General features: G+C 69.8%; 23 protein-coding genes. 14 read left to right on the top strand and 9 right to left on the bottom strand.

The window, feature by feature from the left end:
* Positions 1 to 6: 6 nt before the first annotated feature.
* From V5E28_RS19055 to V5E28_RS19030, 6 genes are all read left to right on the top strand, one after another.
* Positions 7 to 2,232: a [protein-PII] uridylyltransferase gene (locus V5E28_RS19055; RefSeq protein WP_336208279.1), complete on the top strand. Its 2,226-nt coding sequence runs from the start codon at positions 7 to 9 to the stop codon at positions 2,230 to 2,232.
* Between the two features lie 225 nt (positions 2,233 to 2,457).
* Complete coding sequence (locus tag V5E28_RS19050; protein ID WP_336208278.1) at positions 2,458 to 5,280, top strand: sensor histidine kinase; 2,823 nt, start codon at positions 2,458 to 2,460, stop codon at positions 5,278 to 5,280.
* 22 nt (positions 5,281 to 5,302) lie between these two features.
* Positions 5,303 to 5,725: a roadblock/LC7 domain-containing protein gene (locus V5E28_RS19045; protein ID WP_336208277.1), complete on the top strand. Its 423-nt coding sequence runs from the start codon at positions 5,303 to 5,305 to the stop codon at positions 5,723 to 5,725.
* 26 nt (positions 5,726 to 5,751) lie between these two features.
* The gene (locus V5E28_RS19040) at positions 5,752 to 6,114 is read left to right on the top strand and encodes a DUF742 domain-containing protein (RefSeq protein ID WP_049575903.1); all 363 of its coding nucleotides are present in this window, start codon (positions 5,752 to 5,754) and stop codon (positions 6,112 to 6,114) included.
* Between the two features lie 7 nt (positions 6,115 to 6,121).
* The gene (locus tag V5E28_RS19035) at positions 6,122 to 6,673 is read left to right on the top strand and encodes a GTP-binding protein (RefSeq protein ID WP_336208469.1); all 552 of its coding nucleotides are present in this window, start codon (positions 6,122 to 6,124) and stop codon (positions 6,671 to 6,673) included.
* A 77-nt stretch (positions 6,674 to 6,750) separates the two neighbouring features.
* Positions 6,751 to 7,518, top strand: coding sequence for a hypothetical protein (locus tag V5E28_RS19030; protein WP_336208276.1), 768 nt, complete (start codon positions 6,751 to 6,753; stop codon positions 7,516 to 7,518).
* Between the two features lie 286 nt (positions 7,519 to 7,804).
* Here V5E28_RS19030 and V5E28_RS19025 read toward each other — a convergent pair whose 3' ends face one another.
* From V5E28_RS19025 to V5E28_RS19000, 6 genes are all read right to left on the bottom strand, one after another.
* Positions 7,805 to 8,581 (bottom strand): TetR/AcrR family transcriptional regulator, encoded by a 777-nt coding sequence (locus V5E28_RS19025; RefSeq protein WP_336208275.1) that lies wholly within the window; start codon positions 8,579 to 8,581, stop codon positions 7,805 to 7,807.
* Between the two features lie 54 nt (positions 8,582 to 8,635).
* Positions 8,636 to 10,291 carry a choline dehydrogenase gene (betA, locus tag V5E28_RS19020; protein ID WP_336208274.1) on the bottom strand — a complete coding sequence of 552 codons (1,656 nt, stop codon included), beginning with the start codon at positions 10,289 to 10,291 and terminating at the stop codon, positions 8,636 to 8,638.
* Complete coding sequence (locus V5E28_RS19015; protein WP_336208273.1) at positions 10,288 to 11,223, bottom strand: ABC transporter substrate-binding protein; 936 nt, start codon at positions 11,221 to 11,223, stop codon at positions 10,288 to 10,290. The genes betA and V5E28_RS19015 overlap by 4 nt, the downstream gene beginning before the upstream one ends.
* Before the next feature lie 66 nt (positions 11,224 to 11,289).
* Positions 11,290 to 12,258, bottom strand: coding sequence for an ABC transporter substrate-binding protein (locus tag V5E28_RS19010; protein WP_336208272.1), 969 nt, complete (start codon positions 12,256 to 12,258; stop codon positions 11,290 to 11,292).
* Entirely contained in the window at positions 12,255 to 14,168 is a 1,914-nt protein-coding gene (locus V5E28_RS19005) for an ABC transporter permease (protein WP_336208271.1), read from the bottom strand. Before V5E28_RS19005 ends, V5E28_RS19010 begins: the two co-directional genes overlap by 4 nt.
* The gene (locus tag V5E28_RS19000; protein WP_336208270.1) at positions 14,165 to 15,214 is read right to left on the bottom strand and encodes a quaternary amine ABC transporter ATP-binding protein; all 1,050 of its coding nucleotides are present in this window, start codon (positions 15,212 to 15,214) and stop codon (positions 14,165 to 14,167) included. The genes V5E28_RS19005 and V5E28_RS19000 overlap by 4 nt, the downstream gene beginning before the upstream one ends.
* A gap of 347 nt (positions 15,215 to 15,561) precedes the next feature.
* Here V5E28_RS19000 and V5E28_RS18995 point away from each other — a divergent pair, with 347 nt between their 5' ends.
* The 4 genes from V5E28_RS18995 to V5E28_RS18980 are packed head-to-tail and all read left to right on the top strand — an operon-like array spanning position 15,562 to position 19,656.
* Entirely contained in the window at positions 15,562 to 18,300 is a 2,739-nt protein-coding gene (locus tag V5E28_RS18995) for a sensor histidine kinase (RefSeq protein WP_336208269.1), read from the top strand.
* The gene (locus V5E28_RS18990) at positions 18,300 to 18,722 is read left to right on the top strand and encodes a roadblock/LC7 domain-containing protein (RefSeq protein WP_442945840.1); all 423 of its coding nucleotides are present in this window, start codon (positions 18,300 to 18,302) and stop codon (positions 18,720 to 18,722) included. The genes V5E28_RS18995 and V5E28_RS18990 overlap by 1 nt, the downstream gene beginning before the upstream one ends.
* Before the next feature lie 12 nt (positions 18,723 to 18,734).
* Positions 18,735 to 19,103: a DUF742 domain-containing protein gene (locus V5E28_RS18985; protein ID WP_442945839.1), complete on the top strand. Its 369-nt coding sequence runs from the start codon at positions 18,735 to 18,737 to the stop codon at positions 19,101 to 19,103.
* Positions 19,084 to 19,656, top strand: coding sequence for a GTP-binding protein (locus tag V5E28_RS18980; protein ID WP_336208268.1), 573 nt, complete (start codon positions 19,084 to 19,086; stop codon positions 19,654 to 19,656). The genes V5E28_RS18985 and V5E28_RS18980 overlap by 20 nt, the downstream gene beginning before the upstream one ends.
* Positions 19,657 to 19,662: 6 nt before the next feature.
* Here V5E28_RS18980 and V5E28_RS18975 read toward each other — a convergent pair whose 3' ends face one another.
* A complete protein-coding gene (locus V5E28_RS18975; RefSeq protein ID WP_336208267.1) occupies positions 19,663 to 20,622 on the bottom strand; it encodes an SIS domain-containing protein in 960 nt (319 codons plus the stop codon).
* Entirely contained in the window at positions 20,619 to 21,644 is a 1,026-nt protein-coding gene (locus tag V5E28_RS18970) for a hypothetical protein (protein ID WP_336208266.1), read from the bottom strand. The genes V5E28_RS18975 and V5E28_RS18970 overlap by 4 nt, the downstream gene beginning before the upstream one ends.
* 250 nt (positions 21,645 to 21,894) lie before the next feature.
* Here V5E28_RS18970 and V5E28_RS18965 point away from each other — a divergent pair, with 250 nt between their 5' ends.
* Genes V5E28_RS18965 through V5E28_RS18950 form a run of 4 tightly spaced genes read left to right on the top strand, consistent with a single transcriptional unit; the run spans position 21,895 to position 25,696 of the window.
* The gene (locus V5E28_RS18965; RefSeq protein WP_336208265.1) at positions 21,895 to 23,016 is read left to right on the top strand and encodes a polyamine ABC transporter substrate-binding protein; all 1,122 of its coding nucleotides are present in this window, start codon (positions 21,895 to 21,897) and stop codon (positions 23,014 to 23,016) included.
* 5 nt (positions 23,017 to 23,021) lie between these two features.
* A complete protein-coding gene (locus tag V5E28_RS18960) occupies positions 23,022 to 23,888 on the top strand; it encodes an ABC transporter permease (protein WP_336208264.1) in 867 nt (288 codons plus the stop codon).
* Positions 23,881 to 24,660 carry an ABC transporter permease gene (locus V5E28_RS18955; RefSeq protein WP_336208263.1) on the top strand — a complete coding sequence of 260 codons (780 nt, stop codon included), beginning with the start codon at positions 23,881 to 23,883 and terminating at the stop codon, positions 24,658 to 24,660. Before V5E28_RS18960 ends, V5E28_RS18955 begins: the two co-directional genes overlap by 8 nt.
* A complete protein-coding gene (locus V5E28_RS18950; protein WP_336208262.1) occupies positions 24,647 to 25,696 on the top strand; it encodes an ABC transporter ATP-binding protein in 1,050 nt (349 codons plus the stop codon). Before V5E28_RS18955 ends, V5E28_RS18950 begins: the two co-directional genes overlap by 14 nt.
* On the opposite strand, the gene V5E28_RS18945 is transcribed toward V5E28_RS18950, so the two are convergent.
* Positions 25,690 to 26,295, bottom strand: a complete 606-nt coding sequence (locus V5E28_RS18945; protein WP_336208261.1) for a TetR/AcrR family transcriptional regulator — start codon at positions 26,293 to 26,295, stop codon at positions 25,690 to 25,692. The genes V5E28_RS18950 and V5E28_RS18945 overlap by 7 nt on opposite strands.
* Positions 26,296 to 26,386 lie beyond the last annotated feature (91 nt).

Below are 26,386 nucleotides of genomic sequence, written 5' to 3'. Positions count from 1 at the left end.
GAACAGTTGAGGGGCGAGGCGCGCTCATACTCCGCGGCCCGCAAGGAGCGGGCCGCGGACACCGACCGCTGGCTCAAGGACCTCTTCCGTACGGCGAGCGACGGGGAGCACGTCTCCCTGGTGGCGGTGGGCAGCCTGGGACGAGGTGAGCTGGCTCCGGGCAGCGACCTCGACCTGGTCCTGCTGCACAACGGCCGGGACGACGTCGCCAGGATCGCCGACAGGATCTGGTACCCGATCTGGGACTCCGCCGTCGGCCTCGACCATTCGGTGCGAACCGTGGACGAGGCCGTGGCGGTCGCCAGGCAGGATCTCAAGGCCGTGCTGGGCCTGATCCAGGCACGGCACGTGGCCGGGGATCCCGAGCTCACGAGGAAGGCCAGGGAGGCGGTGCTCGCCGAATGGCGGGCCGACTCCAGGCGCAGGCTGGGCGAGCTGCGCGAGGCGGCGGACCAGCGGGCGCAGGTCAGCGGCGAGCTGGCCTTCCTCCTCGAACCCGACCTCAAGGACGGCCGCGGTGGGCTCCGCGACGTCCAGGCGATGCAGGCCGTGGCAGCGGCCTGGGTGGCCTCCGCGCCCGGCCCCCGGGCGCGTGAGGCCTACGAGTTCATCCTCGACGTCAGGCACGCCCTGCACGTCGTCACCGCGCGCGGCGCCGACCGGCTCGTGCTGCAGGAGCAGGACGCCGTGGCGGGACTGCTCGGGCTGCTCGACGCGGAGGCGCTCATGCGCAGGCTCGCCGAGGCGGGCCGGACCATCTCCCACGCCTTCGACGCGACCTGGCGATCGGTTGACCGGTTGCTGTCAGGCCCGGCCCCGCGCGGGCGCCGTCCGCTGGCCGACGGCGTGGTCGAGCATGGTGGCGAGGTGGTGCTCGCCAGGGGGGTCACCCCGCGCAAGGACCCGGTCCTGGTGCTGCGCGCCGCCGCCGCAGCGGCCGAGTCAGGGCTGCCGCTGGCGCCCGCGACCGTGTCCGTTCTCGCAGCTCAGTCCGCCCCCATGCCGGTGCCGTGGCCCGAGGAGGCCCGAGACGCGCTGGTGTCGATCCTCGGTGCCGGCCGCGCGGCCGTGCCCGTGTGGGAGGAGCTCGACCAGGCGGGCATCGTTGTCAAACTCCTTCCTGACTGGGAGCGCGTGCGGCACCGCCCGCAGCGCCACCCGATCCACCGTTTCACCGTCGACCGGCATCTGATCGAGGCCGCGGCGAACGCCGCCAGCCACACGCGCGAGGTCTCGCGCCCCGACCTGTTGCTGATCTCCGCGCTGCTGCACGACATCGGCAAGGGCTGGCCGGGCGACCACTCCTCCACGGGCGAGGTCGTGGTCCGCGACATCGGCGCCCGCATCGGCCTGCCGGCGCAGGACGTGGACATCCTCGCCACGGTGGTCCGCCATCACCTGCTGCTGCCCGAGACGGCGACGCGCAGGGACCTGGACGACCCGGTGACGATCGAGAAGGTCGCCGCCACGGTCGGCACCCGCGAGGTGCTGGAGCTGCTGGCCGCGCTGGCCGTCGCCGACGGCAACGCCACCGGGCCCGCCGCCTGGAATGCCTGGAAGGCCGGGCTGGTCGCCGATCTGGTGCGCCGGGTGCGCTCGGTGCTGTCCGGCTCGCCGCAGCCCAAGGCTCCCTCACTGTCGGCGGAGCAGGCCTCGCTGGCCCGCCACGGGGGCGGCGCCATCCGCGTCAACGGCGGCGCCGTCACGGTGGTGGCCCCCGACCGGGCCGGGCTGCTCTGGAGCGCCGCCGGGGTGCTGGCCGCCCATCGCATGGTGGTCCGTTCCGCCTCGGCCGCCTCCGCGGGCTCCACCGCGGTGATCGAGTTCTCCGTCATCCCCGAGTACGGTTCGCCGCCGGATCCCGCCACGTTGGAGGCGGACCTGCGTCTGGTCCTTGCTGGCCGTCTTGACATCGAGCAGCGCCTGGCACGCCGTACCCGGTCGATGCGGCCCGCCCGGGTTCCCGTCGCCCCACCCCGGGTGACGTTGGTGGACGACGCCTCCGCGACCGCCACCGTGGTGGAAGTCAGGGCCCATGACAAGCCGGGGCTGCTGTGGCGCATAGGCAGGGCGTTCGGGGAGTGCGGTCTTGACGTGAGAGCCGCCCGCGTAGAGACTCTCGGCGCGGAGGCGGTGGACGTGTTCTACGTGGTTGACCGCGCCGGACGCCCCCTCAGCGACGACGCACAGCGCAACCAGGTGCGCGATGCGGTCCTTGCCGCGCTGCGATAACCAGGAGCACACGACTGGCGGTCACATTTGTAACGATTGTGTCCGATTTGCCTGATACGTCAGATGCTGCGGATACCTTGTGGACGGCCTGACGACCCGTGCGGGAAACGGGATGATTGAGGGGTAGCGGGAGCAGTGACTACGGGGAACTCCGACAGCGGCTTCGCCGCCGGGCGGGACCGCGGAAGGCGGTCACTGCCACGACTCGCGCTACGCAACTGGCGTGTGAGATGGCGTCTCACGGCGCTCGTCCTGGTCCCCACGATCGCCGGAGTCGTGCTCGGGGGAGCGCGCGTGGTGGGTTCGGTCCAGAGCATCAGTGACTACGACCGCACGGCCGTCGCCGCCGAGCAGGCCGGCCGGATCCGGGACCTGGTCCAGGCGCTGGGTATGGAGCGTGACACCGGCGGCTGGTCGGACGCCGCCAGGTCGCTGCGCAAGAGGCTCAGCAAGCCCTACGCCGACCGCAAGGCCGAGGTCGACCGGCTGGTGAAGTCCGTGCGGACCGACCTGGCGTCGATGGACGAGTCCTACGGCGACCGCGTCCTGCGCGTCGTCGAGCGCGCCTACACCGACCTGAACTTCCTGCCCAGGACCCGGGCCGAGGGCCAGCGCGACACGACCCGGTACGACACGCTGCTCGACACGCTGCTCCGCCTGCACGACGAGCTGAGCCTGCTCAGCGACGACTCCCAGATCATCGGGCAGTTCCGCGCGCTGAGCGCCCTGACGCGGGCCAAGGAGCAGGTCTCCCGGCAGCGCGTCCAGCTCCTGCGGGGTCACTACAACTCCGCGAGCGTGGACGCCAAGGAGGTCGAGCGGTTCATCGCCGCCAACGCCGCCCAGCGCAGCGAGATCGCCACGGTCGGCCAGGAAGCCGGCGTCGAGATCGGCATGGACCTGCAGAAGGCCCTGACGATCCCCGAGTACTACAACTCCGAGCTGACCAAGTCCCGCGCGGTCACGCTGGCCAGCGGCAAGGCGCCCGGCGTCCGGATCAGGCAGAACCTGCTCGCCCAGACCACGCCCGACAAGTCCGCCCCCGACCAGTGGTTCGACGAGAACAGCACGACCATCGCCGCCCTGCACAGCGTCGAGGGGAAGCTCAGCGAGCAGGTGGCCCTGCGCAGCCAGGAGCTGCGGGACGCCGAGATCCGCAACGCGATCATCGCGGGCGCCCTGATCCTCGGCCTGCTGCTGCTCGTGCTGCTCCTCACCGTCGCCATCGCCCGCTCGATGGTCTCGCCGCTGCGTCGCCTGCGCACCGAGGCGCTGGAGATCGCCGGGTTCCGGCTGCCGGACGTGGTGCGCAAGCTGCGCGTCTCCGGCGACGCCGCACCCGAGGTGCAGCCGATCGAGGTCGACGGCAACGACGAGATCGGCGAGGTGGCCAAGGCCTTCGACCAGGTCCACCGCCAGGCGGTGCGGCTCGCGGGCGAGGAGGCCGAGCTGCGCGGCAACATCAGCGCGATGTTCGTCAACCTCTCGCGACGCACCCAGACGCTGGTCGAGCGGCAGATCTCGCTGATCGACGGCCTGGAGAAGGGCGAGCAGGACGGCGGCAGGCTGTCGGACCTGTTCAAGCTCGACCACCTGGCCACCCGCATGCGCCGCAACTCCGAGAACCTCCTGGTCCTCGCCGGTCACGAGCCCACCCGCAGGCGCAGCCAGCCGGCCAAACTGGTCGACGTGGTGCGCGCCGCCCTCTCGGAGGTCGAGGGGTACGAGCGCGTCCAGGTCAAGGTGCACCGGGCCACCTCCGTGCTCGGCAGCGCCGCCAACGACCTGGTCCACCTGGTGGCCGAGCTGGTCGAGAACGCCATCCAGTTCTCGCCGAACAACTCCCAGGTCGTGGTCTCCAGCAGCCTCATCGAAGGCGGTGGAGCCCTGCTGTCGGTGACCGACTCCGGCATCAGCATGACCGAGGAGGAGCTGGCCGAGGCCAACCGCCGCCTGGCCGAGCCGCCCGTCGTGGACGTGTCGGTGTCGCGCCGCATGGGCCTGTTCGTGGTCGGCCGCCTGGCCCTGCGTCACGGCATCCGGGTCCAGCTCCGCAGGGGTGACGGCAGCGGGCTGATCGCCATGGTGCTGCTGCCGCCGTCGCTCATCCAGGACGGCAACCAGCCGCCCATGCCGCAGCGGCCGGGCTTCGCCGCGGGCGGCGCGCCCGTCGTCCCGCCACGGGCCGCGGTGCCGTCGCAGAACGGCTTCCGCTCCTACGGCACCTTCGACTCCTTCGACTCCGGCGCGGACCGCCAGGCGGGCACCCCCTTCACCGCCGACACCGACGGCGGCGCCTTCAGGCAGCAGTCCTTCGACTCCGGCACCTTCCCGTCGTACCCGAGCGCTCCGCCGCAGGGTCCGCCGCCGCAGGTCCCCCCGCCGAGCGGCCTGCCCTCGCGCGGAGCTCCGCCGAACGGTGGGCTGCCCTCGCGCGGTGCCGCGCAGCAGGGTCCGGGCTCCTACCCGTCGAGCCCGTTCTCGCCGGGGCCCGCCCGGCCGCCCGGTCCCGAGCGGATCGGCTCCTTCCCGTCGTATCCGAGCCCGGACAGCTCCTATCCGACGCCGCCGCCGGCGAGGTACAACACCAATGACGTGCGCAGACCGGAGCCGCCGCCCTCGGTCGAGGTCTCGCCGATGGAGGCCGAGCAGGAGGAATACCTGCCGATCTTCGCCTCCGTGGAGTCCGCCTGGTTCCGAAAGCCGCCGGAGGAGCGGGTACCGGAACCGAACCGGGATGAGCAAACCCCCGCGCAACCCGTACCCTCTGTGGAGGAAACGTGGCGAACCGCCGCGGACGCCGGATGGCGTGCGGCCGCCGCCGCGAGCGATCCGAGCCTCGGCGGCGTCACCTCCGCCGGACTCCCGAAGCGCACGCCGAAGGCCAACCTGGTTCCAGGAACCGCCGGTCAGTCGGAGCAGCCGCAGCAGCGGCAGGCCCCGGCGCCGCCGGTCTCCGCGAACCGGGTGCGCAGCCGGATGGCCAGCTTCCAGCAAGGAGTGCGGCGGGGTCGTGCAGAAGTACGTGAACAGGAGGAACGAGAGTGAGCAAGCGTCCTAGGGAGGGCGAGTGACGACCCTCAGCCATGAGGCGCACCGGTTCGACTGGCTGATCACCGACTTCGTGCGTAACACGCCCGGAGTCGCGCACGCGGTCGTTGTTTCGGCGGACGGGCTGTGCCTGGCCGCTTCCGAGGGCTTCCCGCCGGACCGGGCCGACCAGCTCGCCGCGGTGTCCGCCGGTCTGCTGAGCCTCACCGTGGGCGCTTCACGGGTGTTCGAGGGCGGCTCCGTGTCGCAGACCGTCGTCGAGATGCAGCGCGGGCTGCTGCTCGTCATGGCGATCAGCGACGGCTCGGTGCTGACCGTGCTGGCCGGGCCCGACTGTGACATGGGGTTGGTCGCGTACCAGATGACGCTGCTCGTCGACCGGGCAGGCCAGGCCCTGACACCGGCGCTGCGTGCGGAGCTGCAGGCAGCCAGGACGCGGTGATGCAATGGAGATGATGGGACAGGACCGTGTACGGCAGTGATGGGGCTGGGGACGACGAGCCCCTGTTCCGTCCTTACGCGGTGACCGGCGGCCGCTCAGAGCCGCGTTACCATCTGGCGATGGAGACGCTGATCTCGTCCATGTCGATCCCGGACGACGAGATGGCACTGCTCACTCCCGAGCAGGAGGCGATCATGCAACTCTGCCGCTCGTTCCGGTCGGTCGCCGAGATCTCGGCCCTGCTCCGGGTTCCGCTGGGCGTGGCACGCGTGCTGGTCGCAGACATGTCGGACGAAGGGCTTGTTCGCCTGCACGCGCCACGCCTCAGTCAGGGACAGCCAGACCTCAATATGCTCGAAAGGGTGCTCAGTGGACTTCGCAGGCTCTAGCGCCGGCCTGACCTCGACGAAGATCGTCGTGGCCGGCGGGTTCGGCGTCGGTAAGACGACGTTCGTGGGGGCGGTGTCCGAGATCCTTCCGCTCACCACGGAAGCGGTGATGACCGACGCGTCCGCGGGCATCGACGACCTCGGTCTGACTCCGAACAAGCAGACGACGACCGTGGCCATGGACTTCGGCCGGCTCTCCCTGGATCGCGACCTGATCCTCTACCTGTTCGGCACGCCCGGGCAGCACCGGTTCTGGTTCATGTGGGACGACCTGGTCCGCGGCGCCATCGGGGCCGTGGTGCTGCTCGACACGAGGCGGCTGGCGGACAGCTTCCCGGCGATCGACTACTTCGAGGAGGCCAAGCTGCCGTTCGTGGTGGGCATCAACGGCTGGGACGGGCAGTTCCCGCACACCGACGACGAGGTACGCGAGGCTCTGGCGCTGTCGGCGCACGTGCCGATCGTGCGCACGGACGCGCGTAGCCGGGAGTCGGTCAAGTCGACGCTGATCTCGCTCGTCGAGCACGTCGTCCGTCTGCGTGCGGCGCCGGTTCGATAACCTGATCTCCGGAAATTTCCGGACTTATCACACTACGCTGCTAGATCTTCCGGGACAGATGGTGGAAAAGAGCGTGCATGGTGTGGATCGCAGTGGCGGTGGCGGTGGCCGTCATCGGCGTGATCGTGTGGTCGTTCCGGCGCAACGCGCCCAGCGCTGACGAGCCGGCCGGACAACCCCAGCCCGCGTGGGAGTGGGACTGGGAGTCCCGGCTGGGCGGGGATGCCCGGGTGGCGTTCATCGAGGGCGTGCGGGCCTGCCACGACCAGGTGGGCCCGCTGACCGTCAGCGAGGAGCAGGGCCTCCTGAGAATCTTCGAGCCGCCCCGGCTCATCTCCCTCTACCTGCTCGCCGACCGGTTCGCCGCGCACGGGCAGGACGGGCTGCACGACCCGGAGGGCACCCTGCGCGAGCTGGTGGCCCAGTGCGTCGCCACCGAACAGCCCGGCGTGCTGCACCTGCGCGGCGACTGGCTGAGCGGCGAGGTCGACGGCATGGACAGGCAGGGCTTCGCGGACGCCGTACGCGAGATCGTCTGCCCGGACGGCACCGCGGCCACCTGGTACGCCGACGAGAGCGGCGGCTGCCTGGAGATCACCGTGCCGGCCACGGGAGGCGAGCACACCAACACCATGCTGCTCGACCTCGCCCGCGTGCTCGACCTCTACCAGGCGATGCGCGCCGAGCGGCCCGGGATGCCCGCCGGGGCGCTGCTGCGTGACGTGGTGTTCCGGCTGATCAACGACGGGTCGCCGAGCCTGGCCTGGGCCAGGCCGCCCACCGCGCGCCACCGCGCGCTCCTGCTCGCCGCCCGCCCCACGACGGAGCAGCCGTCGGCGACCTGACGAGTGCTTTCTGCTCTCCGTGATCAGCTGAGCCGCCGTGCGGGCCTGAGTCTTTTACGGCCGGCCCGGGAGGGCCCAGTCGCCGCAGGTGGCTCGGCTCTGTCCAGGGAAACGGTTCTCCGGTGGAGCGGGCCCGGCGCCGTGACGTGCGCATGGTGGGCCGGTCGGGTGGTGAGGTGGGACGCCGAGCACTCGTCCCCCTGCAGCGGCCGGACGTGAATCGCCGGCCCTCGGCCGGTGCCCACATGGCCCGACCTCGGGCGGCGACTTCTGGGGACCTTGGAGCCTACGGGCGGGGGCCGGTGCGGCGCTGGTGCACCAGGGCCTCGATGCCGTCGAGGACGCGCTGAAGGCCGAACTCGAAGGCGGCCTCGGCGCTGTAGGCGCTGCCCTGGGCCTCGCCGGCGGCCTGGCCGACCCGCGCGGCCGTGGGGAAGCGGCTGACGTCGGCGATCCGGCTGAAGAACGGCGCGTGGGCGGCCCACCACTGCTCGTCCGACAGCCCGGTCCGGCTCTCCGCCTGCGCGGCCTCCACCGCACCCCTGGCCGTGCCGTGCACGAAACCGGTGATCAGTGTGATCACCGAGTCCATCTCCACGTCGGTGAGTCCGATGCCGTCGACGGCACGCAGCTCGTAGTCGTACTTGGCGGTGACGTTCGGGCCCAGCACCGGCCGGCTCGCCGCCACCTGCAGCAGCCACGGGTGGCGCAGATAGAGCGTCCAGTTCTCCCTGGCGATCGCCTCCAGCCGCTCCCGCCAGCCGCCGGACGGGTTGTCGGGTCTGATCGTCTCGCCGTAGACGGTGTCGAGCATGACGTCGAGCAGCTCCGGCTTGCCCGGCACGTAGGTGTAGAGCGACATCGTGCCCACGCCGAGCTTCTCCGCCACCCGGCGCATGGACAGCGCCTGGAGCCCTTCGGCGTCGGCCACCTCGATGGCGGCCCGCACGATCCGGTCCACGCTCAGATCCGGCTTGCCCTTGCGGCTGGTGCGCTCGCTGGTGCGCCAGAGCAGCGCCAGACTGCGCGCGGGGTCGCCCTTACCGCTGTACTCGACTGTCACGTACGTACGGTACACCGTACGGTTGTTGTGGTGGGGACGGAAGCGTTCCGAGGCTCACTCGGTGACCGGTTCGGGGTGCCGATCACCGCGGTGGCGGTGGAAGGGGACGGGCTCCGGGGCCAGGGGGGTGTTGCCGAGGATGAGGTCGGCCGCCTTCTCGGCGACCATCATGACCGGGGCGTAGATGTTGCCGTTGGTGACGTACGGCATGACCGAGGCGTCCACCACCCTGAGGCCGTCGAGGCCGTGGACGCGCAGCGTGTCGGGGTCCACGACGGACATCTCGTCCACGCCCATCTTGCAGGTGCACGACGGGTGGAGGGCCGTCTCGCCGTCGCGGGCGACCCACTGGAGGATCTCCTCGTCGGTCTCGACCGAGGGGCCGGGGGAGATCTCGCCGCCGTCCAGGTCCGCCCAGGCGGGCTGGGACAGGATGGCCCGCGCGTGCCTGATGGCCTCCACCCACTCGCGCCGGTCCTGCTCGGTGGACAGGTAGTTGAAGCGGAGCGCGGGCTTGACCCGGGGGTCCGGCGAGGTGATGCGGACCGAGCCGCGGGCGTCGGAGTACATCGGGCCGATGTGCACCTGATAGCCGTGGCCGCCCGCCGGGGCGCTGCCGTCGTAGCGGACGGCGATCGGCAGGAAGTGGAACATCAGGTTGGGGTAGGCGACCTCGTCGTTGGAGCGGATGAAGCCGCCCGCCTCGAAGTGGTTGGTGGCGCCGGGGCCGCCGCGCAGGAAGAGCCACTGCGCGCCGATGACCGGCCTGCGCCACTTGGCCAGCGACGGCTGCTGCGACACCGGCCGGGTGCAGGCGTGCTGGACGTACACCTCCAGGTGGTCCTGAAGGTTGGCGCCCACGCCGGGCAGGTCGTGCACCACCTCGACGCCGAGGGGCTCCAGCAGCGAGGCGGGGCCCACGCCGGACAGTTGCAGAAGCTGGGGGGAGTTGATGGCGCCGCCGCTGACGATGACCTCGCCGGCGGAGATCCGCTCGCCGTCGCAGATGACGCCGGTCGCCCTGGTGCCCTCGAAGACGATCCGCTCGACGAAGGCCCGGGTCCTGACGGTCAGGTTGCGGCGGCGCCGTACGGGATGCAGGTAGGCGCGCGCGGCGCTCAGGCGGCGGCCGCGGTGCAGGTTGCGGTCGAAGGCGGCGAAGCCCTCCTGCTGGAAGCCGTTCACGTCGCCGGTGAGCGGGTGGCCGGCCTGCTGGACGGCCTCGAAGAACGCCTCGAACAGGGGGCCCCGCGCGGGGCCGCGCTCCAGCTTGAGCGGCCCGGCGCCACCCCGGAAGTCGGAGCCGGGGTCGGCCAGGCAGTTCTCCATCTTCTTGAAGTACGGCAGGCAGTGCGCGTAGTCCCAGTGCTTCATGCCGGGATCGGCCGCCCAGCGCTCGTAGTCGAGCGGGTTGCCGCGCTGGAAGATCATGCCGTTGATGCTGCTGGAGCCGCCGAGGACCTTGCCGCGGGCATGGTAGACGCGGCGGTCGTTCATGTGCGGCTCCGGCTCCGACTCGTACTTCCAGTCGTAGAACCGGTTGCCGATGGGGAACATCAGCGCGGCGGGCATGTGGATGAACACGTCCCACCGGTGGTCGGCCCTGCCCGCCTCCAGCACCAGCACCGACACCGACGGGTCGGCGCTGAGCCGGGCGGCGAGGGCGCAGCCCGCGGAGCCGCCGCCCACGATGACGAAGTCGTACCTCACCGGGGGACCCAGTCCTTCCAGACGATCTCGTTCTCCTCGACCCACCGCTTGGCGGCCTGCTCGGCGGTCAGCTTGCGGTTGATCATGTCGCTGGCGACGGCGTTCTGGTCGTCGTTGCTCCAGCTGAAGTTGCGGACCAGCTCGTAGGCCTTGCCGCCGCGCTCGGCGAACCGCTTGCTGACGATCTTGTCGAGCAGGTAAGGGGGATAGTCGCAGGCGACCTTCGCCGCGTCCTTGTCGCAGCCTATCGCGTGCGGCGGAAGATTGATCTTTACCAGCTTCACCTTCGTGAACAGCCATTGCGGCTCGTAGAAATACATCAGCAGCGGCGTCTTGTTCTTGGTCGCCGCCTGGGCGGCCTTGATCAATGCGGCTTCGCTGCCGGAGTAGACGACCTTGTAATTCAGGCCGAGGTTCTTGACGATCGCCTCGTCATTGGTGACGAACGTCGGGTCGCCGTCGAGCACTTGTCCAAGATCTCCGGATCTTGATGTCTTGAAGAGATCCGCATACTTGTTCAGGTTCCGCCAGTTAGTGATGTCCGGATATTTCTTGACCATCCACTCCGGGACGTACCACCCGATCACCCCTTTGTTGCCCGTGAGGCCGGCGGAGAGCGCGACCTTTTTGCGCTCGATGAACTCCTCTTTGAGGTGGTTGTGGCCCCAGTTCTCGACGATGACGTCGACCTCGCCGTTTTCGAAATCGCCCCAGGAATCGTCCTCCTTGGCCTTCCGCGTCTCGACCTTGTATCCGAGCTCCCGTTCGAGCAGGTAGGCCAGCACCGCGGCCTGGGCCTCGTAGCCGGCCCACGCGTGGATGTCGATCCTGACCGTGCGGTCCGCCCCGGCTGCCGGGGCGGGGGCCTCACCGGTGCAGGCCGTCAGGAGCAGGGCCAGCAGCAGCGGCCCGGCGAGCGTCTTGGTTCGCATGAGAGTCTCCGCGACCGTGACCCCGCCCTGGCGGCGAGGTCACGGGTCAACAGGGGGCGGGGAGTGTTACTTGGGGATCCAGGCCTGCCACTTGGCCGTGTTGGCCTCGACCCACTTCTTGGCGGCCTCTTCGCCGGACATGCCGTTGTTGGTCATGTCGTCGGCGACGGCGTTCTGGTCCTCGTTGGTCCAGCTGAAGCTCTTGACCAGGTCGTAGGCCTTGCCGCCGCTGTCGGCGAACTTCTTGCTCACGATCTTGTCGAGGTCCATCTCCGGGTAGTCGCAGGCGACCTTCTTCGGGTCGGCGTCGCAGCCCTCGGTGTAGGCCGGCAGCTTCACCCTGACGAGCTCGGTCTTGCTGAACAGCCAGTGCGGGTCCCAGAAGTAGAACAGCAGCGGCTTCTGCTGCGCCTGCGCCTGCTGGGCGCCCTTGATCAGCGCGGCCTCGCTGCCGCCCGTGACGATCTTGTAGTCCAGCTTGAGGTTCTTGATGAGCGCGGCCTCGTTGCTGACGTACGACGGGTCGCCGAACAGCAGCTGCCCCTTGTCACCGGACTCGGAGGTCTTGAACAGGTGGGCGTACTTGTTGAGGTTCTTGTAGTCGGTGATGTCGGGGTACTTCTCCGCCATCCACTTGGGGATGTACCAGCCGATGACGCCCTTGTTGCCGGTCGAGCCGGCCTCCACGGCGATCTTCTTCTCCTCGATGAACTGCTTCTTGAGGTCCGGGTGTCCCCAGTTCTCGATGATGACGTCGACGTCCCCCGTGCCGAAGCCCTCCCAGGCGAGCTGCTCCTTGATCTCCGGCAGCTCGACGGTGTATCCCAGCTCGTTCTTCAACAGGTACGCGACGACGTTGGCACTGGCCTCGTAACCCACCCACGGGTTGATCGCGATCTTCACGGTCCCGGCCGCGCTGGAGGCGGAGGCGGTGCCCTGCGGAGCGGCGGAGCTGGGCGAGGTCTCCACCGTGGCCCCGCCGCATCCCGCGGCGAGCCCGAGGGCTAGCAGGCCTGCGAGCAGGCGAATCTTCATGTGACTTTCCTTTTGTGGGGGGATGAGCGCCTGTCGGCGCCCTGCGTGATGCGGTCGAGCATGACTCCGAGCAGGACCGTGGCCACACCGGCGACGAATCCCATCCCGAAGTCGGTCCGCTGGGAGAAGCCGAGCACCACGTCGTAGCCGAGGGCCCCGGCCCCGACCAGCGCACCGACGACCACCATGGCCAGCGTCATGACGATGCCCTGGTTGGCGGCGAGCAGGATGGCCTTCCTGGCCATCGGCAGCTGCACCTTCCACAGGAGCTGCCCCGAGGTCGAGCCGGCGGAGGCGGCCGCCTCGACCACGGTCGCCGGCACCGTCCTGATGCCGTCCTCGACCAGCCGCACGACCGGGGGGACGGCGAAGATGATCGAGGCGAAGATCGCGGTGAACCGGGTGGTGCCGAACAGGGCGAGCGCCGGCAGCAGGTAGACGAACGCCGGCATGGTCTGGGCCGCGTCGAGCAGCGGGCGCTGGACGGCCGAGTATCGGTCCGACCGGGCGGCGGCCACGCCCAGCAGCAGGCCGATGACGAGGGTGACGACGACGGCGACGGCGACCGTGGTGAGCGTCCGCATCGAGTGCTCCCAGGTGCCGAGCAGCGCGATCGCCAGCAGGCAGCCGAGGGCCGTGAGCGCCGGTCGTAGCCCGCTCACCCGCCACGCCACGAGCAGCACCGCGGCGGCGATCAGCCACCACGGCGCCGAGGTGAACAGGTTCTCCAGCGGGTTCAGCAGGAGGTTCGAGGTGGCGTCCTTGATGAAGGTGGTGACGCCGTACCAGCTCGTCTCCGCCCAAAGGACGGCGTCGTTGATCTCGGAGACGAGGTTGACCGTCAGGTTCTCGGGCCACTCGCGCGGCAGCAGCTGGGCGGCGACCAGGCCGGTGGCCGCCAGGACGGCGGCGGCGATCAGGCTGGTCCAGCCGATCTTGTTACGCGGGTCGCGCCTGGCCACCGAGACCATCATCCGGTCCAGCACCACGGCCATGACGACGATCGCGATGCCGGCCGGGAGCATGATGCCGACCTGCGCGCGCGACAGGCCGCGGATGATGTCGGAGCCGAGGCCGGGGGCGGAGATCAGGTTCGCGATGACCACCATGGACAGCGCCATCATGATGGTCTGGTTCACCGCCAGCGCCATCGTGGACCTGGCCAGAGGCAGGTGCACCTTGAACAGGGTCTGCGTCCGGGTGGCGCCGAGGGAGGCGGAGGCCTCGACCGCGGTGGGGGAGACCCGCTCGATGGCCAGCGCGGTGATGCGGATCGCCGGGGGGATCGAGTAGATCATCGTCGCGATGGCGCCGGCCGGCGCGCCGATGTGGAAGAACAGCGCCAGCGGAGCCAGATAGGCGAACGTCGGCATGATCTGCATGACGTCCAGGACCGGCGTGATCGTCCTGCGCATCCGCTGGGAGAGCCCGGCCCAGATGCCCAGCGGGACGCCGATCGCCAGCGACAGCAGCACGGCCGAGGCGACCAGGGCGAGGGTGTCGACGCTCGACTCCCACAGCCCGAGGACGCCGAAGGAGCAGAACCCGGCGACGGCCAGCAGCGCGACGCGCCAGCCGCCCGCCAGCCACGCCAGCGCGCCCATGACCCCGATCAGGCCAGGCCACCCCAGCGCGTACAGGGTGGTCTGGAACAGGCCGAAGACCGCGCCGACGAAGACCCGGATGTAGTTGAGGAAGTACAGGAAGACCGGGTTGTCGTTGCGGTGGTCGTCGATCCACTCGCGCAGCTCGGTGACCGCCGCGAACTGCGGGGCCTCGCTGTTGTGCGGCAGCGTGCCGCTGCCTCGGAAGACCAGGTACGCCGCCACGAACAGCAGCGCGATCCCGGTGGGGGCCGCCCACCCCGGTATCCGGAGTCTGGAAGGTGTGCTGACGGCCGTGCTGCTCATGCGGTCGTCACCGCGTCCTGACCCGAGAGGAAGGTGAGCAGGTCCACCCGGTCGACCACGCCGGTCAGCTCGTCGCCGTCGACCACCCTGATCGGGCGGGAGGAGGACGAGGCCGCGCCGATGGCGTCCTTGATCAGCGTGGTGGCGGGAAGCCGGGGGCCGTCCAGGGGCTCGCCCGGCTCGGGAGAGCGGGCGATCCAGCGCAGGGTGAGCACGTGGCTCCGGGGGACGTCGCGCACGAAGTCGGCCACGTAGTCGTCGGCGGGCGCGCCCACGAGCTCCTCGGGTGTGCCGAGCTGCACGATCGAGCCGCCTCGCATGATCGCGATGCGCTCGCCCAGCTTGAGCGCCTCGGACAGGTCGTGCGTGATGAACACCATGGTCTTGCCGACTTCCCGGTGCAGGCGGATCACCTCGGCCTGCATGTCCCGGCGGATCAGCGGGTCGAGCGCGCTGAACGGCTCGTCGAACAGCATCACCTGGGGCTCGACCGCGAGCGCGCGGGCCAGGCCGACGCGCTGCTGCATGCCGCCGGAGAGCTGGTCGGGATAGGCGTCGGCATAGCCGTCGAGCCCGACGAGCGAGAGGATGTCCGCGGCCCGCGCGTGCCTGGCGGCCTTGGCCGTGCCCTGGATCTCCAGGCCGTAGGCGACGTTGTCGATCACGCGGCGGTGCGGCAGCAGGCCGAAGTGCTGGAAGACCATGCTGACCTGGTGGCGTCGCAGCTCACGCAGCCGCGACGGGGAGGCGGCGCCGACGTCCTCGCCGCCGATCGTGATCCGGCCGCAGGTCGGCTCGATGAGCCGGGTCAGGCAGCGCACCAAGGTGGATTTGCCGCTGCCCGACAGGCCCATCACGACGAAGACCTCGCCTGGGCGTACTTCGAAACTCACGTCTCTCACGGCAGCGGTGCAGCCGGTCTTCTCTCTTAGTGCGGCGGGCTCCAGAAACCTGTCATCGCAGTCCAGCACCCTTTCGGCCTTGGGACCGAAGATCTTCCACAGTCCTTCGACGCCGATGGCCGCACTGTCGGGAGAAACCCGCACCACTCGCCTCCTCAACTTGAGGGGCTCAACATATGTGCTGAATAACGGAAATCTCAACGCTGTGACCCTCTGGAGACCTGCGTGCTCCTGTGGTGTTACGGGCTTGGAACGTGACAATCGCCCATAAGTGGACATTTATCCGCTTAATGGATTATTTCGCGCTGGGGGCTCTATATAAGTGGAGCTCCAGGTTCTATGCTCATGCGTCACACTGCTCGACTTATGTCGCGTTATGTTCGCTTGGCCGGGCTGGCCGGTATGTGTTCCAATTACCCGAGCTTGCTGGATTTTCCCCACGGGTCACAGGACCTTCATATAGCGCCGATTCGGGCGAGAGGTTGCGTTCGGTGAGTACAGAGTTAGGACAGCGGCCACCAGAGGAAGGCAACTGGCGGCTGCGCAACTGGCGCGTCCGAGCGCGGCTCGTCGCGCTCATTCTCGTCCCGACGGCCGCGGCCGTGCTGCTCGGCGGCTTCCAGGTGTTCGCCTCGACCGGCGCCGCGGCCGACTACGCACGCACCAACCAGCTCGCCCAGCTCTCCGAGCAGGTCGGCGAGCTCACCCACGTGGTCGCCGGCGAGCGCGCGCGGACCTCCTGGTACATCGCCAGGAACCGCCCGGCCAGCGGCCTGCCCCCGGTGCGCGAGCAGATGGACCAGGTGGACGCCGCGATCAAGGAGGTGCGGGGCAGCGCCGACCAGCTCCTGTCCGCCGTCACCGGCCGCACCGCCGACCAGATCGAGAACATGCTCAACCGGCTCGACGACCTCACCGGCCTGCGGGAGCAGGCACTCGACGCCGACCTGCTGCCCGCCGCCTCCGTCGAGCTCTACACCACCGTGATCAACGACCTGCTCTCCGTCCACAACGAGCTCATCAAGGGCAGCCAGGACGACGAGCTGTTCCGCCAGTCGCGCATGCTCGACGCGCTCGCCCGGGCCAAGGAGAGCGTCTCGCTCCAGCAGGCCATGCTGACCACCGTGCTGGCGGAGGGCGCGTTCAACCAGGAGCAGCTCAAGCGCTTCCTCGGCGAGCTGTCGCGGGAGGACAACGAGCGCAAGGCCTTCGCCGACGAGGCCACCGCCGTCGAACGGCGCTACTTCGACGAGACCGTCAACGGCCGATCCGCCGACAACATGCTGTTCCTGCGCGAGCTGGTGCTCATCAGGGCCACAGCCGGGCAGGCCCTGCGCGGGCTCGACCTCGCCAACCGCGACGACGCCGGGCAGTGGTTCGAGGCGTCCAACGTGGTCGTCGACTCCATGCGCGTGGTCGAGCAGCGGCAGGCCGCGGGCATCGTGACCCGCAGCGAGGCGCTCAGCGCAGACGAGCGGCAGCGCGCGTACGTGATCGCGGGCGCGGTGATCGCGCTGCTCCTGGCCGTGCTGCTGATCACGACCGGGGTGGCCAGGTCCCTGGTGCGCCCGCTGCGCCGGCTGCGCGCCGAGGCTCTGGAGATCGCAGGCAGGCGGCTGCCGGACTTCGTGCAGCACCTGCGCGAGTCGCGGGACGGCGTGGTGGACGCCGAGGTGCCCCCCATCAACGTCTTCTCCAGGGACGAGGTCGGCGAGGTCGCGCGGGCCTTCGACGAGGTGCACCGCGAAGCGGTCCGGCTGGCGGGCGACGAGGCCCGGCTGCGCTCCAACGTCAACGCGATGTTCGTCAACCTGTCGCGGCGCAGCCAGACGCTGGTCGAGCGGCAGCTCAGCCTGATCGAGCGGCTGGAGCGCGGCGAGCGCGACGACGGCAGGCTCGGCGACCTGTTCAAGCTCGACCACCTGGCCACCCGCATGCGCCGCAACAGCGAGAACCTGCTGGTCCTGGCGGGCCAGGAGGCCGCGCGCCGGTGGAGCGAGCCGGTCGAGCTGATGGACGTGGTACGGGCCGCGCTCGGCGAGGTGGAGAGCTACGACCGGGTCAGCATCCAGGTCCAGTCGGAGGTGGCCATCGCGGGGCAGGCCGTCAACGACGTGGTCCACCTGCTGGCCGAGCTGATCGAGAACGCCGTCTCGTTCTCCTCCCGCGACACGAAGGTCGTCATCTCCAGCAGCCGGATCGACGGCGGCGGGCTGATGGTCTCGGTCACCGACAACGGCATCTCGATGAATCCGGAGGAGCTCTCCGAGGCCAACTGGCGCCTGGCGAACCCGCCGGTGGTGGACGTGTCGGTGTCGCGGCGGATGGGCCTGTTCGTGGTCGGCCGGCTGGCGTTGCGGCACAGCATCAGGGTGCAGCTCCGGCGCCAGGACATCGGCGGGCTGACCGCCATGGTGCTGCTGCCCGAGACGCTGCTCACGGCGATGCCCGGCGCCGAGCCGCCGTTCGCCCGCGTGCCTGCTCCGGAGCCGATGCCGTACGCGAAGGTGCCGATGCAGGCCACGCCGTCGATGCCGGGTCCGGGCCACCCGTCGCTGGACCTGACCCCGACACCGGAGCCCACGTCGTGGTTCGGCTCGCAGCACACGCACTCCGTGGAGCTGCCGCCCGAGCCGCCGGCTCCGTCCGAGCCACCGCCGCAGGGCGACTTCCTGCCCATCTTCGCCTCCGTCGAGTCGAGCTGGTTCACCAAGCCGTCGTTCACTCCCGACCGGAGAGAGTCCGTCCCGCCGCCGGACCCCGCCTGGTCGTCGTCGGGCGAGCCGTCGTGGTCTTCTACGGACGAGCCGTCGTGGTCTTCGACGGGCGACTCCTCGTGGCCGTCGCAGGCCGAGCCCTCGTGGCCCGGCGACACCTCCTGGCCTCCTCGGCGCGAGCCGTCCCAGGACGACGGCCCGCGCCCGGCCGCACGGCTGGACGACGGCCCCGCGATGCCGCCGCCCGCCGGGCCCGGCGAAGCCCCTGGCTGGTCCTCGCCCGCGGACAGCGGCTGGCAGGCGGCCGGGGCGGCCCGCGAGCCGGCTCTCGGCGGGACGACCAGCTCGGGACTGCCCAAGCGGACCCCGAGGGCGAACCTGGTGCCGGGCTCCGCGACGCCCGCGCCGTCACCGATGCCCGCGCCTCCGGTGTCCCCTGATCGGCTTCGCAGCAGGCTCTCCAGCTACCAGCAGGGCGTGCGCAAGGGGCGCGCCGAGCTAGAGGAGGACTGATGGTGAACCTGAGCCAGGCGGCCAGGGACGTGAACTGGCTCGTCAGCGGCTTCGTCGAAGAGGTGCCCGGGGTGGCGCACGCCGTGGTGGTCTCCGCGGACGGGTTGCCGATGGCCTTCTCCCGCGGGTTTCCGCAGGACCGCGCCGACCAGCTCTCCGCGATCGCGGCGGGGCTGGTCAGCCTCACCGCGGGATCGGCGCGGGTGTTCGAAGGCGGCGAGGTCGTGCAGACCCTCGTCGAGATGCAACAGGGCCTGATGCTGGTGATGTCGATCAGCGACGGGTCGAGCCTGGCGGTGCTGGCCGCGCCGGACTGTGACATGGGCCTGGTGGCCTATCAAATGACGATTTTGGTGGAACGTGCGGGGCAGGTGCTCACGCCTGACGTGCGCGCGGAACTCTCGAACGCGCGCCCCTGGTGATGGGAGTGGACGTTGGCATCGTGGCATGGCGGGGAGCCGGAGCCCGAGCGCAGCTCATTGGTGAGGATGTACGCCGTCACCGGCGGCAGGACCGCGCCGCGCAGCGCCCTCGCCATGGAGGCGCTCGTCTCCTCGGCGACGTCGGTGCAGCTCGGCCCGATCTACGCCCGGGAGTTTCGGCAGATCAGCGAGCTGTGCCGCCAGATCAGATCGGTGGCGGAGATCTCCGCGCTGCTGGCCATCCCACTCGGCGTGGCCCGGGTGCTGGTCGCAGACATGGAGGCGGAAGGGCTGGTCAGGGTCTACCAGCCGCAGTTGGAGGCGGGCCTGCCCGACAGGAGCCTGCTCGAAAGGGTGCTCAGTGGACTACGCAGGCTCTAGCCCAGGCCTGACCTCGACGAAGATCGTGGTGGCCGGTGGCTTCGGCGTCGGCAAGACGACGTTCGTCGGCGCGGTGTCGGAGATCATGCCGCTGACGACCGAGGCGGTGATGACGGACGCCTCGGCGGGGGTCGACGACCTGTCGCTCACGCCGAACAAGACGACCACGACCGTGGCGATGGACTTCGGCCGGGTGTCGCTGGACCGCGACCTGATCCTCTATCTGTTCGGCACGCCGGGCCAGCACCGGTTCTGGTTCATGTGGGACGACCTGGTGCGCGGCGCCATCGGCGCGGTGGTGCTGGTCGACACCCGCCGCCTGGCCGACAGCTTCCCGGCGATCGACTACTTCGAAGAGGCCAAGCTGCCCTTCGTGGTCGGGGTCAACGGCTGGAACGGGCAGTTCCCGCACATGGAGAACGAGATCCGCGAGGCGCTCACCCTCTCGCCGCACATCCCGCTCGTCCGCACCGACGCCCGCCAGCGCGAAGCGGTCAAGGGCACGCTGATCACCCTCGTGGAGCACGCGCTGGCGGTCCGCCCGGCCTACTGAGGTGGTCTACCCGGCCGACCACCAGCTGGCGGCCACCAGCTCCGCCACCAGCGTCTCGGTCAGCAGCCGCACGTCGGCGTCGCCGTCGTGGACGTACCTGACGGCGGCCGTGGCGTCCTTCACCTCGGCGCCCACGGCCACGACCGTGGACCCGCGTTCGCGCACCCAGTCCATGGCCTGCTCGTCGTAGCGCGAACCGGGATAGAGCAGGGCGCGGTAGTCGAGGGTCTTGGTCAGGTAGACGTCCACGTGCGCCCAGTCGCCCGTTTCGCAGGCGTCCGCCGGGCGGCGCGGGCCTTCCCTGACCATCAGCGCCGACTGCTCCGCCGACGACAGCCGCTCGGCCGGGGCGATCGCATACACGCCGTGCGGGCCGTCGAGCAGCTCCAGCACCGGCGGCAGCCACTCGTCCCTGCGTTCCAGCAGGTCGGCGGTGGCCTCGGCGCTGCGTCGCACCAGTGCCGCCACGTCCCTTCCGGACCCCGTGAGCCGGGACTCCAGGGCGAGCAGCAGGGCGAGCGTGTGCTGGAAGGTGCGGCACGACACCCCGCCCGCCTCCACGCCCGCGTGCATGGGGATCACCAGGTCGGCCGCCCGCGCGAGCGCGGAGTCCGGCGTGTTGGTCAGCGCCGCCACCGGTGACGCGCCGCCCGCGTAGCGGGCCACCGCGTCCAGGGTCTCGCGGCTGGTCCCGGTCGCCGAGATGGGCACGACGAGCGTACGGCGATCCTGGGGGAAGGCGGCCGACGCGGAGGCGTACTCGGCGTAGGCGTCGACCCCCGCCGCGCGCAGGCGCAGGGCGGCGACCCCCGCGGCGTAGCGGGAGCTGCCCATGCCGAGGAACAGCACGCGTTCGACGTCCCCGGGCAGCGCCCCGAAGGGGTCGGCCGTCTCCAGCGCCTCGGCCAGGGCGGCCAGGGCGGCCGGCTTGGCCTCCAGGTCGGACAGGTAGAGCTCGGGGTTCATCGGTTCTCCTCGGGATACCAGCTGCGCAGCACGCCCATCGGGGCGTAGCGCCATCGAGGCAGGTGACGGGCCGCGTAGATCAGCTCCCGGCACTCCTGCTCGATCTCGAAGGGGCGGATCAGGGACTCGTCCAGCAGCCCGGCGGCGTCGCGCCCGGCCAGGCGGTCCCGGTAGGCGGCCAGCATGAGCGCGCGGGCCTCGGCGGCCCAGCGGGCGGCCGCGCCCGGCGGGGTGCCGCGGCGTCTGATCGCCACCTGGGCGACGTGCTGGAGGCTCGTGGTGAGCTGGGCGACGTCCCGGGCGGCGGGCTGGTAGAGGTCGCCGCCGGTGACGGTGGGGTTGCCGTCGAAGTCGATCACCGCGTAGCCGTCGCGCCACTGGAGGATCTGGCCCACGTGGAGGTCGCCGTGAATGCGGATCCTGGGCGAGGTGATGGGCTCGGCCAGGGGCGCCAGCTCGGCCCGCATCCGCCCGGCCCAGGCGGCCAGCCAGTCGCCGTCGTCACCGTCGGTGAGCTCCAGGGCGTCGCGCAGCGCGGACTCGCCCCTGACGGCCGCGTCGGCACCGGGTGGGGGCGGGTCCTCGCCGGGGAAGGTGGCCAGGGCGAGGTGCAGGTCGGCGGCGAGGTGGCCGAGCGCGGGTGCGAAGGCGGTGCGGTCCGCCTCGGCCTCGTCGGCGCACCACTCCCAGCCGTCCCTGGCCTGCGGCAGATAGCCCGTCACCAGCGCGAGCAGGACCTCGCCCGATTCGTCAGCCCGGGTGAGCGCGGCATACGGCGGCGCGGTGTCTTTGAAGCCCACGTCAACGAGGTGAGCGAACACCTCGGGCGTGGGGTGCGGCAGCGGGACCGGAGGTGTGAGCCATTTCACGACGACCCGGTCATCCACCACCACCGAGTAGTTTGTCTGATCTACGTGCGGCCCGAAGTCTCGCTCGGCCGGGACCCCGGTGTGGAGATCCGGGAGACCGTGCGAGATGGTGGGCAGCGGAAGGTACCGGCGGACGGCGAACGGCGTCGGCACCGGCCCTTCCAACAGGGCGAGGAGAGCGGCTGTGAGACCGCGGTCTCGGCCGGTGAGTGGATTATCACCGAGTGAGATCAACCGGTTCCATATTGAATCCGAATTCAACAGTTAGACCAAACTTCCAGCTAGCAATGTCCGCCAAAGTCTTGCTCATGTTGATTTCTGCTGCAACACTCCTGCTCTGGTCTGCCGTGCCCGGTTGGTCGCGCGACCCCCCGTACATCGAAATTCATAAGGAGTAGCGGCCGTGTTCCGTACCCGGTTCACCCGTCGTCTTCCGGCTGCTGTAGCGGTGGCCGGCCTCGCGCTCGCCGTCGCGGCGTGCGGCGGTGAGTCGACCAACAGCGCAGAGACGGCACCTCAGGCGACAGCCGCCCAGCTCAAGGCGGACGCCGATCTGTCGAAGCAGTCACTCACAGTGACCGTTTGGGACGGTTACACGCCCAAAGAGCTGCAGGAGATGGTGAAGAAGGAGCTGAAGATCTCCGATCTGAACGTCACCCTGCACGAGACCAACGAGGTCGCGATGACCAAGCTCACCACCGGTGGTGACAGCGGCATCGACGTGGCGTTCGTCTCGGGCCAGTACGCGCAGGCGCTCAACGAGCAGGGCCTGCTGGAGCCGATCCACCCTGAGCTGATCCCCAACCTGTCGAACCTCTACCCCGAGGCCACCCAGCTCTCCTACGACAAGGGCAACAAGTACTCGGTGCCCTACACCTGGGGCACGACCGGCATCTGCTACCGAAGCGACCTGGTGAAGGCGGAGCCGAAGAGCTGGAACGATCTACTCAAGCCGCCGGCCTGGGCCGAGAAGAAGGTCACGTTGATGACCACCGAGCGCTGGCTGGCCCTGCCCGCCCTCAAGTCGCTCGGCTACTCGGTCAACACCGACAAGGACGAGGAGATCGCCAAGGCCAAGGAGCTGCTGCTCGCGGCCAAGCCGCACCTCCTCGGGTTCGACGACACGACGTTCGGCGACAAGCTGATCAGCGGCGAGGCCGTCATGGTCGAGGCGTGGGACGGCTGGTGCCCGACCACGGACGCGAAGCAGAACATCAAGTTCACCGTGCCGAAGGAGGGTAGCGACCTCTGGGTGGACACCATGGTGATCTTGAAGTCCTCCAAGAACAAGGAGGCCGCGCACGCCTTCATCAACTACATCCTCGACCCTGAGGTCCACCGCTGGGCCGCCGAGAACATCAACTACAAGGTGCCGAACAAGGCCGCCATGGACAAGGTCAAGATCGCCCCGGGATCGCTGCTCGGCATCAAGCCGGCCGAGCTGCTCAACGGTGAGGCCATCATCGACCTGGGCCAGGCGTCGACCAAGTTCACGCGCCTGTCGTCCGAGGTCAAGGCCGACTAGTTGCAGTGAAGGTCGAGACTCGAGCCCGGCCGGCGTCCCCCGCGCGGGGGCGCCGGCTGGGCGCATTCGTTTTCCTGGCGCCGGGGCTGACCTATCTGGTCGTGCTGCTGCTGGTGCCGCTGGCCCTGGTGCTCAGCTACACGGTCTTCCAGCGTGGCCGCTTCGGCGGCGTCATCTACGAGTTCACCCACGAGAACTTCACCCGCCTGTTCGACCCCCTCTACCTGGGCGTGGTCGGCACCTCGATGAAGATCGCGGGACTCACCACGCTGATCGCGCTGCTGATCGGCTACCCGACGGCCTACCTGATCGCGCAGCTTCCGCGTAAGTGGAAGACGATCGCGCTGGTCGCGATCGTGCTGCCGTTCTGGACCAACTTCATCATCCGGGCCTACGCCTGGATCATGCTCCTGAGCGGCCCCGGACTGATCAACTCCGGCCTGGGCGTCCTGGGGCTGGAGCCGGTCGAGCTGCTCTACAACCAGGGCGCCGTCGTCACCGGCCTGCTCTACTCCTACCTGCCGCTGATGGTGCTGCCGCTGTACGCGACGATCGAGAAGCTCGATCCGCAGTTGCGGGAGGCGTCGGCCAACCTGGGCGCCTCGGCGTTCACCACCTTCCGCAAGGTGACGCTGCCGCTGACGGTGCCGGGCGTGATGACCGGCTGCCTGTTCGTGTTCGTGCCGAGCTTCGGCAACTTCGTCATCCCCGAGATGCTGGGCGGCGGCAAGACGGTCATGGTGGGCAACCTGATCCGCACCGAGTTCCTCTCGGCCCGCGACTGGCCGTTCGGCTCCACGCTGACGCTGGCCCTGATCGCGGTGCTGCTCGTGCTGCTGATCGCGCAGGCCTGGGTGGCGCGCCGTGCGTAGGTCGAGACTCCTGCACGTGCCGTTCTGGGCCACGTACGTGTTCCTGTACGCGCCGATCGTCGTGCTCGTCGTGATGTCGTTCAACGCCGGCGAGTCGGCCTACACCTACGAGGGCTTCAGCCTCAAGTGGTACGGCGAGCTCGCGGCCGACGAGCGGATCATGGACGGCCTGGTCAACACGGTCATCGTGGCCGCGGGCGCGACGGTGATCGCCACCGTGCTCGGCACGCTGCTCGCCGTCGGCCTGGCCCGCTACACCAGGTCCAAGACGCTGGACGCGGTCGCGCTGATGCCGGCCGTGCTGCCTGATCTGGTGCTGGCGATCGGGCTGCTGCTCTTCTACGGCATGATCCAGCTCACGCTGGGCCTCTACTCGGTGATCCTGGCGCACGGCGTGTTCGCGATGGCGTTCGTGGCCGCGGTGGTGCGCACCAGGCTCTCGGGCAGCGACACCTCGCTGGAGGAGGCCTCGCGCGACCTGGGCGCCGGTCCGGTGACCACATTCATGAAGGTGACGCTGCCGCAGCTCGCGCCGGGCATCGTGGCGGGCGCGCTGCTGGCGTTCACGCTGTCGCTGGACGAGTTCGTGATCGCCTTCTTCACGGTCGGCAACACCGAGCAGACGCTGCCGATCGTCATCTATTCAATGATTCGTTTCGGGGTGACCCCGAAGATCAACGCGCTGGCCGCGGTCCTGCTCCTGGTGAGCTTCACCGCGGTGATCGTGGGGCAGCGCATGACCAAGATCGGGGAGTCACGTGCTCAAGATTGACGGGATCACCCGCAGGTTCGGCGACGTCACCGCGCTCGACGGCGTCTCGCTGGAGATCGGGCAGGGGGAGTTCTTCGCCCTGCTGGGCCCCTCCGGCTGCGGCAAGACCACGCTGCTGCGCATCATCGCCGGGTTCGAGACGCCCGACAGCGGCACGGTGACCCTCGACGGCCAGGATCTGCTCGCCAGGCAGCCCAACCAGCGGCCGATCAGCCTGATGTTCCAGTCGTACGCGCTGTTCCCGCACATGACCGTGGCCAAGAACGTCGCCTACGGACTGGAGCGCGAGAAGCTGCCGCGCCAGGAGATCAAGCAGCGCGTCGGCGAGGTGCTGGAGACGGTGGGGCTGTCGGCGCACGCGGGCAGGAAGCCGCAGCAACTGTCCGGCGGCCAGCGCCAGCGCGTCGCCCTGGCACGCTCCATCGTCAAGCGCCCGCGCCTGCTCCTGCTGGACGAGCCGCTGTCGGCCCTGGACAAGAAGGTCCGCGCGGACATGCAGTTGGAGCTCAAGCGGCTGCAGCACGAGGTCGGCATCACCTTCGTGGTCGTCACCCACGACCAGGAGGAGGCCATGTCGCTCGCCGACCGCATCGCGGTCTTCGACACCGGCCAGGTGCGCCAGGTGGACGAGCCCGTCGCGCTGTACGAGCGGCCCCGCACCAGGTTCGTCGCCGACTTCGTCGGAGCCAACAACCTGTTCGAGGGCACGTTCGGCGCCGAGGGGGCGGTGCGGACCGAGGACTTCGGCCTGCTGCCGGGAAGGCCACTGCGTGAGCTGGAGACGGGGACCAGGGCGCTGCTCGGCATCCGGCCGGAGAAGCTGGAGCTGCGCGACGCGTCGGCGGGGCGCGGTCTGCGGGGCTCCGTGCTCGACGTCAGTTTCTACGGCGGCGTCTCGCACATCTCGGTGGACGTGCCCGGCCGCGCCAAGCCGGTGCTGGTCGCGGTGCAGGGCGCGAGCGAGGTCAAGCCGGGCGCCGAGGTCAAGCTGCACTGGAAGACCGACGACGCCGTGATCATCCCGGTGGATCAATGAAGCAGGTCGTTGCCCGTCACCGTGCGCGCGTAGCTCAGGATCAGCTCGGCCGCCTCCTCAGGGCCGATGAGCGGATGCCTGGCCGTGATGCGGTAGCCGTAGGCGTCCTCCAGCGCCACCAGGTTGCGCGAGATCGACAGCGCGTCGGCGGTGAGCCTGAAGACCCCGAGCGCGGACCCCGTGTCCAGGATCGACTGGTACATCGACACCTGCCGGTCGTAGAGGGAGGTGAGGAGCACCCCGTAGACGCGGTGGCGTCCCGCGGCTCCGCCCAGCTCGTTGAGCAGCCGCACGTCCGGGTCGAGCGGCCCGGTGGGCAGTCCCGACTTGATGGTCAGCACGAGCTTGGTGACAGGGTCGGTGAGGGCCGCGATCTGCCGCAGCCGCTGCTCGTAGAAGCGCTCCATGCCGGCGTGCTGCGCCTCGACCAGCAGTTCGCTCAGGTCGGGGTAGTGGTAGAGCACGGCGCCGGAGGTCAGCCCGGCTTCCTCGGCCACGTGGGAGAGCTGGACCCCGTCGATGCCGTGCCGGATGATGGCCCGCCGTGCCGCCTCGATCAGGTCGATGCGCCGGTCAGTACGGCTCTTGCGCTGGGCCATCTTCACCACCTTGCCCTTTTCTTCGACCGCAGTTCAGGAATCCGTGACCATAGTGCCCTGAAGTTGACCTTCACGCTAGACAAGTATTTGA

Source organism: Nonomuraea sp. LPB2021202275-12-8 (assembly GCF_037044575.1).
Taxonomy (GTDB): Bacteria; Actinomycetota; Actinomycetes; order Streptosporangiales; family Streptosporangiaceae; genus Nonomuraea.
The sequence above is the reverse complement of the archived record's forward strand: the minus strand, read 5'-3'. Positions and strand labels throughout refer to the sequence as shown.

Bases quoted from the DNA above. Each gene is read 5' to 3' on its own strand.
- V5E28_RS19030 (WP_336208276.1), top strand. From the start codon at position 6,751: ATGGTGTGGATCGCAGTGGCGGTGGCGGTGGCCGTCATCGGCGTGATC.
- V5E28_RS19015 (WP_336208273.1), bottom strand. From the start codon at position 11,223: ATGCGAACCAAGACGCTCGCCGGGCCGCTGCTGCTGGCCCTGCTCCTG.
- V5E28_RS19010 (WP_336208272.1), bottom strand. From the start codon at position 12,258: ATGAAGATTCGCCTGCTCGCAGGCCTGCTAGCCCTCGGGCTCGCCGCG.
- V5E28_RS19005 (WP_336208271.1), bottom strand. From the start codon at position 14,168: ATGAGCAGCACGGCCGTCAGCACACCTTCCAGACTCCGGATACCGGGG.
- V5E28_RS18990 (WP_442945840.1), top strand. From the start codon at position 18,300: ATGGTGAACCTGAGCCAGGCGGCCAGGGACGTGAACTGGCTCGTCAGC.
- V5E28_RS18975 (WP_336208267.1), bottom strand. From the start codon at position 20,622: ATGAACCCCGAGCTCTACCTGTCCGACCTGGAGGCCAAGCCGGCCGCC.
- V5E28_RS18945 (WP_336208261.1), bottom strand. From the start codon at position 26,295: ATGGCCCAGCGCAAGAGCCGTACTGACCGGCGCATCGACCTGATCGAG.